Raw genomic sequence first — 12,442 nt, 5'->3', positions numbered from 1 at the left:
GGAAACTTACTGACCGGTAACATGAGTTGACAGCCAGTCGGTGACATCGCCGAGCACCTGTTCACGCTCGGGTTCGTTGAACACCTCGTGGTAGAGCCCGGGGTAGCGCAGCACTGTCATGTCGGTCGAGCCCGCGTCACGTTCGAGGAGATCGGCGCTCGACGGTGACGCGATCGCGTCGGCGGTGCCGTGCAGCACCAGCAGCGGCGCGGTGAGCGCGCCGAGGCGCTGTTTCACCAGCGCGGTGTGTTGCAGGATCTCCACCGCGGTGCGCGCGGGCAGCTTGCCGCGGAAGACCAGCGGGTCGTCGTCGTAGGCGCGAACCACTGCGGGATCGCGGCTGATCGTGGACGAATCCAGGGTCAGCACACCGAGATTCGGCGCGAGCCGGGTGAGCAGCGGAGCGGCCAGGCGCTGGATCGGATTGCCGAGCGGGATATCCAGGGGCGGCGCGGACACGATGACGCCCGCCACGTCGAGCGGCCCGCGAGTCGCCAGGTGCAGCACTACCAGGCTGCCCATCGAATGCCCCAGCAGGAACCGGGGGATACCGGGATGGGCGGCGCCCGCGAGACCGAGCAGAGTCGCGACATTGTCGGCGGCGCCCTGCATCGAACCGATATTGGCCGCCGAACCCTCGGACAGGCCGTGCCCGATGTGGTCGAGCGCGTAGACCGCGAAACCCGCGTCGGCCAGCGTGGTGCTGACGTATTCGTAGCGGCCCGAGTGTTCGGCGACGCCGTGTACCAGCACCACCACCGCGCGCGGTGCCGTCTCGGGTTGCCATGCGCGCCAGGCGATCTTGCCGCCGTGCCCCGCGAACTCGCCGGTGTCGGTCGTCATCGTGGCGCTCCTCCTGCTTCGGGCGCCGCGGCGAGCCGCTCGATGAGACGCCGGTTGAACTCGATCAGCCGAGCGTAGTTGAGCCGCGAGATCCGCTCGTCGGTTCCGTGGATCCGTTCCAGATCCGCCGCGTTCACGACGATCGGCGCGAAGTTGCAGCGGGTCGCGGCCAAGCCGTCGTAGTGGCGTGAATCGGTGGCGCCGGGCACGATTCCGGTGGTGGTCACGATTCCGGGCACCACGCTCGAGGCCAGTTCGGCGACCAGGTCGTAAGCCGGGCCAGGCTCGTTGAACCGGGAGGGCTCCGACGCCGGTCCGACGAGGTCGATCGCCACGCCGATATCGCGGATCACCCGGGTGCAGTGCGCCAGCACCGCCGCCACCGAATCACCGGGCAGGATACGGAAATTCACCAGCGCCTCGGCGCTCTGCGGGAGCACATTGGCCTTCACGCCGCCGCTGATCACCGTGGGCGCGGTGGTGGTGCGGACGAGAGCCTCGGTGGTCGGGCCCGCCGCCATGATCCTGGCGACGAGCGGTCCGGTCAGTTTGGCCAGTCCGCGCGTGTCGGTGAGTTCGAGCAGTCTGCGTCGTGGTTCGGGCAGTGCTTCGCGCATGCGGGCGAGCATGTCGCTGATCACCGGCGTCAGCCGTAGCGGCATCGGATGATCCTGGACGCGCGCGACCGCACGTGCCAGCCGTCCCACCGCGGTCTGCTTGCCCGGCATCGAGGAGTGACCGCCGGTCTCGGTGACCGAAAGCCGGACCGTCGCATAGCCTTTCTCGCCGAGCATGATGCTGGCCACCGGCCGGTCGACCCCGTCGGCGACGCCGTCGGTGATCACCCCGCCCTCGTCGAGCAGCAACTCCGCGCGCACGTTCTGCTCGCGCAGGTGCTCGGCCATCCGGACCGCGCCGCCGTCGCCGAAGACCTCTTCGTCGTGACCGAAGGCGAGGAACATGGTGTGGCGCGGGCGAATTCCGGCCGCCAATGCCCCTTCGACCGCCTCCAGGACGGCGAGCACGCGGCTCTTGTCGTCGATCGCGCCACGGCCCCAGATGAATTCGTCGTCGACGACACCGGCGAACGGGGGATGGGTCCAGCGTTGCGCGTCGTCGGCGGGCACTACGTCCTGGTGGGCGAGCAGAATGGCCGACACCGCACCCGGCTCGGCGCCGTCCCAGCGGTAGAGCCTGCTGTGGCCGAAGCTCGTCAAAGCCAGCTCGGCGTGCACGCGGGGGAACGAGGTCTCCAGGTGGGCGGCCAGGCGGACGAACTCCGCGTCGGCGGTGTGTGCGGGATCCTCGGTCGACACCGTCGCGCACTGCAACGCGACGGCCAGCCGCTGCGCGACCTCGTCGTCGACGCCCTCGGTGACAGGGGACATGGCGGTGTTCTCGGTGATCGGGCGCATCTCAGTCATTGTGGCCCGTGGCGAGGCCCTTCGCCCAGCAAAGGCGTCCGAACCGCCGGGATGGTGGCGCGGCGTGATGCGGTCAGACGGTCCGGCGACGCGCCATCTAAGCTGGCACCATGGCAGGAGGCAAGGGCGGCAAGCCGTCGAAGGAAGCCAGGGCCGCGGCTAAAGCGGCCCGTAAGCAGGCATCACGTGAGCGACGCCAGCAGTTGTGGCAGGCGTTCAACATGCAGCGCAAGGAAGACAAGGCGCTGCTGCCGCTGATGATCGGCGCACTCGTCGGCACCACGGTCGTCTTCTTCGGAATCGGCCTGATCTTCGACATGCAGTGGTTCCTGCTGCCGCTGGGTCTGCTGCTGGGTGTGCTGCTGGCATTCATCCTGTTCGGGCGCCGCGTGCAGAAGAACGTGTACCGCAAGGCCGAGGGTCAGGCGGGCGCCGCGGCGTGGGTACTGGAGAACTTGCAGGGCAAGTGGCGGGTCGCCAACGGCGTCGCCGCGACCACCCAGCTCGACGCCGTGCACCGCGTCATCGGCCTGCCCGGAGTGATCTTCGTCGCCGAGGGTTCGCCGCAGCGGGTCAAATCGCTCATTCAGCAGGAGAAGAAGCGCACCGCCCGCCTGGTCGGTGACACCCCCATCTACGAAGTGATCGTCGGCAACGAGGAAGGCCAGACTCCCCTCAAGGAGCTGCAGAAATACCTCACCAAGCTGCCGCGCAACATCGACGTCAAGCGGATCGACCAGATCGAGGGCAGGCTCTCGGCCCTGAGTTCGCGCAGTGGTCCCGCGATGCCGAAGGGCCCGATGCCCCCCGGCGCGAAAATGAAGGGCATGCAGCGCGCGATCCGTCGCCGCTGACCTACTTCCGATCACGAGCCCGTCACCTAGCGAAGGTGACGGGCTCGCGGCGTTCTCAGGCCTCGGGTGAGCGTCCGGTCACCAGCCACAGAACCCGGTCGTAGGCCAGCAGGTGATACCCGACCAGTACCGCCGCCGAGATCAGCGCCAACCGCGGTAGAGCCGCGCCCCACAGCGCCGCGGCCCCGCCGAACAGCACCGCGAACTCCACGCCCAGCCGCACCGGACCCGAGACCGGCACCGGTGCGCCGCCGCTGCGACTCGGATCATCGGGTACCGCGAACGTTCCCCACAGCACCGCCGCGGCGACCGGCAGCACAACGACGAGCAGATATCGCCATGGGGAGTCGAAAGCACGCCAGCCGAACACCCCGAACGAGGCGATGGCGATCAATTCGAGCAGGAAACGGACGGCCAGCAAGGCCGGATTCAGTGACACGGCCCGATCGTATGGCCGTGTGTCGCCATCAGCGGGCCCAACGGCTCAGCGGGCGTTGACCAGCGCCGTCCCGGTGGCCCGGTCGTGCATGCCGCGGCCGTCGGCATCGGTGAACAGCGCGGGCACGATGAACACCAGCAGCACCTGCCTGGCCAGGGCGCGCACGAACCCGACCGCCACCGGTGCGTCGATGCGCAGCACGCGCAGCTTCATGAAGTACTGGCCAGGGGTGAACCCGAACAGCGTCACCGCGGCCACGCCGACCACGAACCACACCAGCAGCGGCACCGACGACGACACGAAACTGCGGGTGATCACCGCCGCGATCCCGACCGCGATGAACCAGTCGATGAACAGCGCGACGACTCGGCGCCAGGTGGGGGCGAGTGACCCCGCTCCTTCGCGCGGCAACCCGTACAGCTCACCGGGGTAGCCGGAGATATCCGAGTCGCCGGGTTCGCCCGGGGACCCGGAGAGCCATGTGCCGGTAATACGCGCCATGGCTCCCAGGATAGAGGCGCGCGATCGGTCGCCCACGACCGCATTAATGGAGGTCACGTGAGCGCGTGATCGCGTGGATGGCAGGATTAGCCTGAAGGTCGCGTCCGGATGGTGGACATCACCAGTCATCCGGCCCGCGTAACACTGGCGAAACACAGCCTTGACTGTTGGGAAACACCGCGTCCTTAGCGTCAGGTCGCGACGAACCCCTTCGTAGCGACTGCGCGCAGGTCGTTCGAAAGGGCCAGCATCGCGACTGGCTGGGAACCGATTCGTAAGGAGAGCAAGTGACGTTCAGCACGGCCGAAGAGGTCATCCAGTACATCAAGGAAGAGGACATCGAATACGTCGATATCCGCTTCTCCGACCTGCCCGGCGTCCAGCAGCACTTCTCGATCCCGGCCAAGGCGTTCACCGCCGACCTGGCGGAAGAGGGTCTGGCGTTCGACGGCTCCTCGGTGCGTGGCTTCCAGTCGATCGACGAGTCGGACATGCTCCTGCTCCCCGACTTCAGCACCGCCCGGATCGACCCGTTCCGTGCCGCGAAGACGCTCAACCTGAACTTCTTCGTGCATGACCCGTTCACCCGTGAGGCGTACTCCCGCGACCCGCGCAACATCGCGCGTAAGGCGGAGGAGTACCTGCGTTCGACCGGTATCGCCGACACCGCGTACTTCGGTGCCGAGGCCGAGTTCTACATCTTCGACGGCATCCGTTACGGCTCGCAGATGAACAGCTCGTTCTACGAGATCGAGTCCGTCTCGGGCTCGTGGAACACCGGCAAGGAGTTCAACCCGGACGGCAGCCGCAACCTCGGCTACAAGGTCCGCAACAAGGGTGGCTACTTCCCCGTCGCACCGTACGACCACTACGTCGACCTGCGCGACGAGATCTCGACCAACCTGCAGAACGCGGGCTTCGAGCTCGAGCGCGGCCACCACGAGGTCGGCACCGCCGGTCAGGCCGAGATCAACTACAAGTTCGGCACGCTGCTCTCGGCGGCTGACGACCTGCAGCTGTTCAAGTACATCGTGAAGAACACCGCGTGGAAGGCCGGCAAGTCGGTCACCTTCATGCCGAAGCCCCTCTTCGGTGACAACGGCTCGGGCATGCACGTGCACCAGTCGCTGTGGAAGGACGGCAAGCCGCTGTTCCACGACGAGGCCGGCTACGGTGGCCTCTCGGATCTGGCGCGTCACTACATCGGCGGCATCCTGCACCACGCCCCGTCGCTGCTGGCGTTCACCAACCCGACCGTGAACTCGTACCACCGTCTGGTGCCGGGCTACGAGGCCCCCATCAACCTGGTGTACTCGCAGCGCAACCGCTCGGCTGCCGTGCGTATCCCGGTGACGGGCAACAACCCGAAGGCCAAGCGCATCGAGTTCCGCGCGCCTGACTCCTCGGGCAACCCGTACCTGGCCTTCGCCGCCATGATGATGGCCGGCCTGGACGGCATCAAGAACAAGATCGAGCCGATGGCGCCGGTCGACAAGGACCTCTACGAGCTCCCGCCGGAGGAGGCCAAGAACATCCCCCAGGCCCCCACCAGCCTGGCCACGGTCATCGATCGCCTCGAGGCGGACCATGACTACCTCACCGAGGGCAACGTCTTCACGCCTGACCTCATCGAGACGTGGATCAACATCAAGCGCGAGCACGAGATCGCCCCGGTCAACCTGCGCCCGCACCCGTACGAGTTCGAGCTCTACTACGACGTGTGATCCTGACCTGCGGGAACGGGCCTGATCGGCCCGTTCCGTACGCAGTAGGTACGCAGGTAAACAGTTTCGAGTCCACCCGCTCAGTGATCACAGACGCGATCACTCGGCGGGTGGACTCGTCTCTACGCTATGAACCACCGAGCGACATGGACGTCACCGTGCGCGTCGAGCAACCGTCCGGCGCAGGCTGCCCTGCCAGACGCTCATCGATCCAACGCAGGACCGCGGGAGTCGCGCTGATCGCGAGACTGACGTGCTCGCTCAATTGGTCCCGCGTATAAGTGATTCGTGCCCCCGATGCGCACCACTGTGCCACCGCCTTGTCGGGTCCCGCGATGGTGACGATCTCGTCGTGCACGGCGTTATAGAAGAACAGCGGCGCGGTCTGCGACGCGGGGCTGAAGTCCAGCTCGGCCAACGACTCTTGTATCTGCTCGATAAGTTGCGAAAAAGGGATCGTCAGGTAGTCGTCCATGCGCAGGAACGCATGCTGAGCCACGTTCGGCGTCACGCATTTGCTGTCCCCCGCGGCCATCAGCGCTTGCCCGGCGGGTGTCAGATATTTGTCGAAGGCCGCCGCCAGACGTGGATCGGCGCGCATCATGCCCGGCAGGAGCGACGGGATGAAACCGGAGAACGGACCGGCATCGAGCGTCCCCATGTAGCTGCCGATGGGCGCTGTCCCTCCACCCATGGCTACGCCGACCAGTCGTATTTCGGGAGCGTAGGTCGGCTGCACGTGCGCGGCCCAGCTGGTGCCGAACGCTCCGCCGGAGTAGCCCATCGCGGCAACCGGAGTATCGGTGCCGGACAGGCCGAGCGGCGCGAATCCCTGGGCCGCGCGCACTCCGTCGAGCGCGGCGTAACCCGGCTGTCTCGGGGTGAACAGCGTCCCCTTCGGCCCCTCCCAGTCGGGTACGGAAATCGCATGACCGGACGACAACATCTGGTCGATCTGAATGAGATCCAGCGAGGAGTCGTACTGGTCGGGCGCTCCTTGCCGGAGCACGTAGGAGGGTGCGCACTGTGGGGCCGAGGCATCCGTGGCAGCCTGATAGGTGATCAATCCTTTGACCTGCCCGGTTCGCGGGCGCAGCACCGTCGTCACGGTTGCCATGGGTCGGCCGTCGGTATCTGTCGTTCGATACAGCAACTGCCAGGCGTCGGCGTCCTGCGCCTGTGGCGTCAGCGAGGCCACCTCGACGGGTCGCGAATTCAGGATGGAGCCCGGTGCCTGCGAGTCCCAGCCCGACGGCGGGGTGTAGAACGGGTCGTTCTGCGGAGTGGTCAGCGGGTCCGCATTACCGACCGCCATGGGAGTACCGGTCAAGCACAACACGGCCGAAACCGCGATCAGAACCGAGCGCAGCTGACCGCGCTTGACCACTGAACGCGTTGCACCACAGGCTGATACGACACTGTCTACCATTCGGACTTCCCTCCCTGGAGGGGACCGCTCCCGCGAATCCCCCTGAAGGCAGCCAGATTACATCCCCTGATCCGGATGAATACCCGAACTGACGACGAAGTTGGTCCCTCGATCAGTTCGCCCGCAGCGAGCGATCTGGCCGAGCTGGTGGCGCGGGCGTTTCGTATATCTACTCGACCGCGAGGCGCATCACGTGCGTCGGGGAACGGATTCTGTCAACGCCGTACGGGCATCGATCAGGTGTTGGGCGAGGTCGCCGCCTTCGTGGAGCCAGACCCGGTACGCGGAGAAGAAGCACGCCATCCCGATTTTCGCCCACAGGGCCGGCCGCACGTCGCTGTCGACAGCGACACCGAGCTGGCGGGCCAGGTGGTGTTCGATGAGCTTTTCCACGGCGGCCTGTTTGGCCAGGTCGCGGGCCTGTAGCGCCGGCGTGCTGGTGATCAGGGCGTCGCGGGTGCGTGCCTGTACGAGTTGTTCGCCGCCGAATCTGCTGATCAGTGGGGTGATGACGACGGCGAGGGTGGTTTCGGGGTGCTCGCCCTCGGGGCGTTCGGCGAGAAGTCGGGTCAGGTCGGCGCGCAGGTCATCGTCTTCGGGGAAGACCAGCTCTTCTTTGCTGGTGAAGTAGCGGTGCAGGGTGCGGGTGCCGACTTCCGCGGCCGCCGCGATCTCGGCGACGGTGACGCCGTCGAAGCCTCGTTCGGCGAACAGGCGGAACGCGGTGTCGACGATGGACTGCCTGGTCCGTTCCCGTTTGAGTTCCCGCAGCGACATCGAGACAGTGTCGCACGACAGCAAAATATGGCAGACTGTGCCATATGACATCAAGTGACAGAACGTTCGTCGTCACCGGCGGCACGAGCGGGCTCGGTTACGAATGCGCCAAGACCCTCGCGCTCGACCCACGCAACACGGTGGTGATCACCGGCCGCGACGCGACTCGGACTCGGGAGCTGGCCGCGACGATCGGTGCGCACGGCATGGCGCTCGACCTGTCCTCGCGATCGTCGGTCGGCGCGTTCGTCGCCGAACTCGGCGCCGCCGACCTGCCACCGCTGGCCGGACTGGTGTGCAACGCGGGCGTGCAGTTCACTCGTCGGACCCTCACCGCAGACGGCATGGAAGCGACCTTCGCCACCAATCACCTCGGCCATCTCGGCCTCATCCTCGATCTGCTCGACCACTTCACCGCACCGGCGCGAATCCTCCTGGTGTCCTCGGGAACCCATGACCCCGACCAGTTCACCGGGATGCCGCACCCACTGCACGCCACCGCCCGCGATCTGGCCTACCCGCTGCCGCCGACCGAATCCGCACAGCGCGACGCCCGCCGCCGCTACACCACCTCGAAGCTGGCGAACCTGCGAATCGCCTACCACCTCGCCCGCGAGTTGGTCCCGCGTGACATCACGGTGAACGCGTTCGACCCAGGTCTGATGCCTGGAACCGGATTGGCCAGGGACGCAAGCGCTTTCCAGCGGCTGGCCTGGAAGACGATCGCCCGCGCCCTCGTCGTACTCCCCGGTGTCCGCACGCCGCAAGGATCCGGCGCGGACCTCGCATGGCTGGCCGCGGCGCCGGCCCGCGAGGGGATCACCGGCCAATATCTGGTGCGGCGCACCCCGGTCCGATCCTCCGCGGCGTCCTACGACGAACCGGAGCAGCGGGCGCTGTATCGAGACAGCCTGGAGTTGCTCACCGAGTTGGATGCGGGCGGCCCGGGCGACACGCCCCGGATAATCGGGGCTGGACGGCGAGGCGGCGACCGGCAATAGTCCGGGGGTGCGATTGGGTGTTGTGGTGGCGCGGGCGGTGGCCGGTGTGGCGTTGGTGCTCGGGATGGCGGCGCCGGTCGCGGCCGAGCCGGTGAATGTGGCGTTCACGTGGACGCAGGAGTATTTCACCGCGCCGGACGGGACTCGGCTGCACGCTGATGTCCTTCGGCCGCCGGGTGTGGCGGCTGACGCACGGACTCCGGTGTTGTTGACGGCTAGTCCGTACCGGGCCCATCTGGCGTACCTGTCCCAGCCTCGGCCCGGTGGTGGGCCGTCGACCGACAACCTGCCGGTCGAGTGGGCGCTACGGGCCGGATATACGTATGTGATCGTCGATCTGCGCGGGTTCGGTGGGTCCAACGGATGCCCGGATTTCGGCGGGCCGGGGGAGCGGTCGGACGTGGCGGCGGCGGTGGAGTGGGCGGCGAGTAGGCCGTGGTCGACGGGTCGGGTCGGCGTGGTCGGCACGTCCTATGAGGGGTGGACCGGGATGATGGCGCTGGCCGCGAAGCCTAAGGGGCTGGCGGCGGTGGCGGCGTTCGAGCCGGTTGTCGATCCGTACTCCTACCTCTACATGCAGGGCACGGCGTGGAAATTCGGTGGAAAACCGTTGACCGAGGACGGGATTCGCCCCGCCGATACCGCGGGCGCGGAACACCTGGCTATCGCTTCGACCCCGGGCCACCCCGACGACGGCGACGAGTACAAAGCCAATGCGATCCAGATGACCCAGGACTGCGCCGCCCGCTACCTCGCCCTCACCACCGACCACAACGCCGCCAACCCGGACTGGCGCGAGCGCGACATGGTCGACGCAGTCCGTGGCAACACCACCCCGATGTTCCTCGGCCAGAGCTTCCTCGACTCCAACACCCGAGCCGACCGCATCATCGACGCATGGGAAGCCAGAGGCCCCGGCGAACATCGCGCCTGGTTCGGCCAATGGGGCCACTCGGACTGCCGGGAAAAGTGCGGCACACCCCAATTCGGCTCGGAGCTCTACGCGTTCCTGGACAAACACGTGGCGGGCGCCGATGTCGAGGTGCCGGGTCCTCCGGTGACCGTCGGCCAGTTCGACGGCGGTTGGCGGGGTGAAACCGTGTGGCCGCCTACGGATTCCCGGCGCGCGTCGGTCGCCTTGCGCACCGGTACCTACAACGATCGCGGTCTGCTGCCTGGCGCGGACCGGGAAATCTGGTCGATCTCGGCGCCGGTCACCGAGCCCGTTCACCTGGCGGGCCGGGCCACCGCGGCGCTGACCCTCTCCGGCCCGTCCGAAGCGACTGTCGCACTGGAGCTTTACGACATCGCACCCGACGGCCGTGCCACGGTTTTCACTCGTGGCATCGCCCCGGTTCGCCCCGAGTCCGAGATCCGGTTGCTCTGGCAGGACGCACGCCTGGCCGCCGGCCACCGCCTCGGCGTCCGGATCACCAACGCGGTCGACGACGTGTGGTCGCACACGCCGACGAACGCACCCGTCACGGTTGCCTCCGCCCGCCTGGAACTGCCCTTGCTCACCACCTCGCGGGAACTGGACCTGCCCGGCGGCGTCCCAATCTGGCACGCACGGTGGCGAACAGAGGAGACCATCGCACTCCAGCCGGAAATGTTGAACGACCCCGCACTTCGCATCGATCTCGCCGCCGAGTGAGTGTGATTCGCCGGCGGCACGGCCGAGTCTCCACGGATGCGGTCGGTCTGGCTAGTGGCTCATCGTCGGGTTGTTCTCCACGTATCGCGTTGCAGCGCTGACCCCTTCGCCTCGCACGACACGCGCAACCAGATCGGGATGGGTCAACTGCGGGTAGTGCCCGGTGTCGGCGATCGTGGTGACAGGCCGATCGGTCGGTTCGATCAGCGGATCGTCCGCACCCACGATGATGTCGACCGGAACCGTGACCCGGGCAAGCTTGGCGGCGAGATCGTCTCGCGAGGAACCCGCGGCGCGCAAGGCCGCGAAGGTGCGCTGGGCGACGCCGGGCCGCCGCAGATTCGCCACGGCGGAGGCGACGGCGGGTCCTTCCGAAATGCCAAGTCGCGCAGCCAATGCCGCAGGGGACATCCGCTTGACGACCTCGGCGGCGATGGGTGAACCCGTGAGCCAGGAGGCCGTCTGCTGCAGGAACGCGGGGGCGATGAGCACGAGTCGTGACACCCGATCGGGATAGCGAAGCGCGAATTCGATGGCAGGCCAGGCACCGAACGAATGACCCACGATGACCGGTCGAGTCCGCACCGGCGTCATCAGTTCCACCATCCAGTCACCGGTCGACTGCGTACTAGCCGCCGAACGTCCCAGCCCGGGGAGATCGGCCGCCAGTACCGGTCCATCCAATTCGCGCACCACCTCGGCCCACGAATCACTGTCGACCGGAATGCCGTGCAGTAGCACATATTCCGGCTCGGCCTGCTCGCCGACCACCCAGGTACCGTCGCGGAATCCGGATTCGGGCGCGGGTGTCACGGTGCCGTTGCGGCTGGCGACGATCCCGTCGGCGTAGGTGCGCAGCAGTTCGCCGACCGGCGGATGAGCGACGCCGAGCCGTCGCGCGACGATATCGCTGTCGCCGGTGTCGTAGCGGTCGCTGCTGATGAAGGACAGCGCTTCGGGATCGGCATGGGTCACCGCCCGTGGCAGTCGACGGACCAGCGCGGTCGGCAACGTGAAGCGCGGCGCGGCGACGTGCAGATGATCGGCGACGAGCCGAATCAGTTCGGGCAGTGCGGGAGTCGCGGCATCCAGCAGCGGATAGGACTTGCCGACCGTATCGGGTTGTGTGGGCAGCCCGACCATGAACCTGGCCACGTAGTCGAGATCGACGACCGGGACGAAGGTATCGGCGGAGCCCGGCAGTGCGGGCAGACGACCCTGCCAGAGATTGTCGATGATGTCGGAGAGCCCGAAATACTGGCCGGGTCCGAGCACCCCGGAGGGATTCGCCATGGTCAGCGGGATGTCGCGGTCGGCCGCGATGCGCCGCAACAGCAGATCGGCCTCGACTTTCGACGCCTCGTACGCGCCGTTGCCGTAGTCCTGCTCGCCGCCGTCCTCGGCGGCGCGATAGCCGGTGATGTGCACGACGCGCCGCAGATCCGGTTGCCTTGCGGCCCATTCCAGTACGTGCACCGCCCCGTCGAGATTGACCCGACGCGCCACCTCCGCATCCAGCCCGAACTGCATCAACGCGGCCGCGTTGTACACATCGCGCACCCCGTTGATGGGGTCGCCCAGCGCGAGATCCGGTTCGGCGATATCGGTGGTGGTGATGGTCAACCCGGCCGTGTCGACGCTCTGTGTGTCGAGCCAGGTCCGCAGCCGATCCTGACTGCCCGCACGCAGCGCGGCGGTGACGGTGTGCCCGGTTCGCAGCAGTTCGGCGACCAACGAGCGGCCGATGAATCCGGCGGCGCCGAAGACGACCGAGTCAGTGTGTGCCATGGTGTCCT

General features: G+C 67.3%; 11 protein-coding genes. 4 read left to right on the top strand and 7 right to left on the bottom strand.

The window, feature by feature from the left end:
• Positions 1 to 6: 6 nt before the first annotated feature.
• Together IBJ82_RS25270 and IBJ82_RS25265 are read right to left on the bottom strand one after the other, a co-directional pair.
• Positions 7 to 843 (bottom strand): alpha/beta hydrolase, encoded by an 837-nt coding sequence (locus IBJ82_RS25270; protein WP_194828494.1) that lies wholly within the window; start codon positions 841 to 843, stop codon positions 7 to 9.
• Positions 840 to 2,258 carry a M20/M25/M40 family metallo-hydrolase gene (locus IBJ82_RS25265; RefSeq protein WP_194828493.1) on the bottom strand — a complete coding sequence of 473 codons (1,419 nt, stop codon included), beginning with the start codon at positions 2,256 to 2,258 and terminating at the stop codon, positions 840 to 842. The genes IBJ82_RS25270 and IBJ82_RS25265 overlap by 4 nt, the downstream gene beginning before the upstream one ends.
• 119 nt (positions 2,259 to 2,377) lie before the next feature.
• On the opposite strand from IBJ82_RS25265, the gene IBJ82_RS25260 reads away from it, so the two are divergent.
• Positions 2,378 to 3,121 carry a DUF4191 domain-containing protein gene (locus IBJ82_RS25260; protein ID WP_194828492.1) on the top strand — a complete coding sequence of 248 codons (744 nt, stop codon included), beginning with the start codon at positions 2,378 to 2,380 and terminating at the stop codon, positions 3,119 to 3,121.
• A 55-nt stretch (positions 3,122 to 3,176) separates the two neighbouring features.
• Here IBJ82_RS25260 and IBJ82_RS25255 read toward each other — a convergent pair whose 3' ends face one another.
• Both IBJ82_RS25255 and IBJ82_RS25250 read right to left on the bottom strand, forming a co-directional pair.
• Positions 3,177 to 3,560, bottom strand: a complete 384-nt coding sequence (locus tag IBJ82_RS25255; RefSeq protein WP_194828491.1) for a YrdB family protein — start codon at positions 3,558 to 3,560, stop codon at positions 3,177 to 3,179.
• 45 nt (positions 3,561 to 3,605) lie between these two features.
• On the bottom strand, positions 3,606 to 4,061 hold the full coding sequence (locus IBJ82_RS25250; protein ID WP_194828490.1) for an RDD family protein: 456 nt from the start codon (positions 4,059 to 4,061) through the stop codon (positions 3,606 to 3,608).
• A 287-nt stretch (positions 4,062 to 4,348) separates the two neighbouring features.
• Between IBJ82_RS25250 and glnA the strand changes: the two genes are divergently transcribed.
• On the top strand, positions 4,349 to 5,785 hold the full coding sequence (glnA, locus tag IBJ82_RS25245; protein WP_056821065.1) for a type I glutamate--ammonia ligase: 1,437 nt from the start codon (positions 4,349 to 4,351) through the stop codon (positions 5,783 to 5,785).
• Positions 5,786 to 5,912: 127 nt separating this feature from the next.
• Here the strand turns inward: glnA and IBJ82_RS25240 are convergent, their stop codons facing one another.
• Positions 5,913 to 7,100, bottom strand: coding sequence for a lipase family protein (locus IBJ82_RS25240; protein ID WP_228537670.1), 1,188 nt, complete (start codon positions 7,098 to 7,100; stop codon positions 5,913 to 5,915).
• Between the two features lie 303 nt (positions 7,101 to 7,403).
• Positions 7,404 to 7,991, bottom strand: coding sequence for a TetR family transcriptional regulator (locus IBJ82_RS35205; RefSeq protein ID WP_194828488.1), 588 nt, complete (start codon positions 7,989 to 7,991; stop codon positions 7,404 to 7,406).
• Positions 7,992 to 8,035: 44 nt separating this feature from the next.
• On the opposite strand from IBJ82_RS35205, the gene IBJ82_RS25230 reads away from it, so the two are divergent.
• Complete coding sequence (locus IBJ82_RS25230) at positions 8,036 to 8,992, top strand: SDR family NAD(P)-dependent oxidoreductase (RefSeq protein ID WP_194828487.1); 957 nt, start codon at positions 8,036 to 8,038, stop codon at positions 8,990 to 8,992.
• A gap of 7 nt (positions 8,993 to 8,999) precedes the next feature.
• Positions 9,000 to 10,646, top strand: a complete 1,647-nt coding sequence (locus IBJ82_RS25225) for a CocE/NonD family hydrolase (RefSeq protein ID WP_370585475.1) — start codon at positions 9,000 to 9,002, stop codon at positions 10,644 to 10,646.
• A 51-nt stretch (positions 10,647 to 10,697) separates the two neighbouring features.
• Here the strand turns inward: IBJ82_RS25225 and IBJ82_RS25220 are convergent, their stop codons facing one another.
• Positions 10,698 to 12,434, bottom strand: coding sequence for an alpha/beta fold hydrolase (locus IBJ82_RS25220; RefSeq protein WP_194828486.1), 1,737 nt, complete (start codon positions 12,432 to 12,434; stop codon positions 10,698 to 10,700).
• Between the last annotated feature and the right edge of the window lie 8 nt (positions 12,435 to 12,442).

Origin of the sequence: Nocardia sp. XZ_19_231 (genome assembly GCF_015355705.1) — a bacterium.
Taxonomy (GTDB): domain Bacteria; phylum Actinomycetota; class Actinomycetes; order Mycobacteriales; family Mycobacteriaceae; genus Nocardia; species Nocardia salmonicida.
Note: the sequence above shows the minus strand (reverse complement) of the source record. Positions and strands in the feature narration are given on the sequence as shown.

What these genes read in the sequence shown, in the direction of transcription:
- IBJ82_RS25220 (WP_194828486.1), bottom strand. Translation starts at nt 12,434, where the DNA reads ATGGCACACACTGACTCGGTCGTCTTCGGCGCCGCCGGATTCATCGGC.
- IBJ82_RS25230 (WP_194828487.1), top strand. Translation starts at nt 8,036, where the DNA reads ATGACATCAAGTGACAGAACGTTCGTCGTCACCGGCGGCACGAGCGGG.
- IBJ82_RS25270 (WP_194828494.1), bottom strand. Translation starts at nt 843, where the DNA reads ATGACGACCGACACCGGCGAGTTCGCGGGGCACGGCGGCAAGATCGCC.
- IBJ82_RS25260 (WP_194828492.1), top strand. Translation starts at nt 2,378, where the DNA reads ATGGCAGGAGGCAAGGGCGGCAAGCCGTCGAAGGAAGCCAGGGCCGCG.
- IBJ82_RS25250 (WP_194828490.1), bottom strand. Translation starts at nt 4,061, where the DNA reads ATGGCGCGTATTACCGGCACATGGCTCTCCGGGTCCCCGGGCGAACCC.
- IBJ82_RS35205 (WP_194828488.1), bottom strand. Translation starts at nt 7,991, where the DNA reads ATGTCGCTGCGGGAACTCAAACGGGAACGGACCAGGCAGTCCATCGTC.
- IBJ82_RS25240 (WP_228537670.1), bottom strand. Translation starts at nt 7,100, where the DNA reads ATGGCGGTCGGTAATGCGGACCCGCTGACCACTCCGCAGAACGACCCG.
- IBJ82_RS25265 (WP_194828493.1), bottom strand. Translation starts at nt 2,258, where the DNA reads ATGCGCCCGATCACCGAGAACACCGCCATGTCCCCTGTCACCGAGGGC.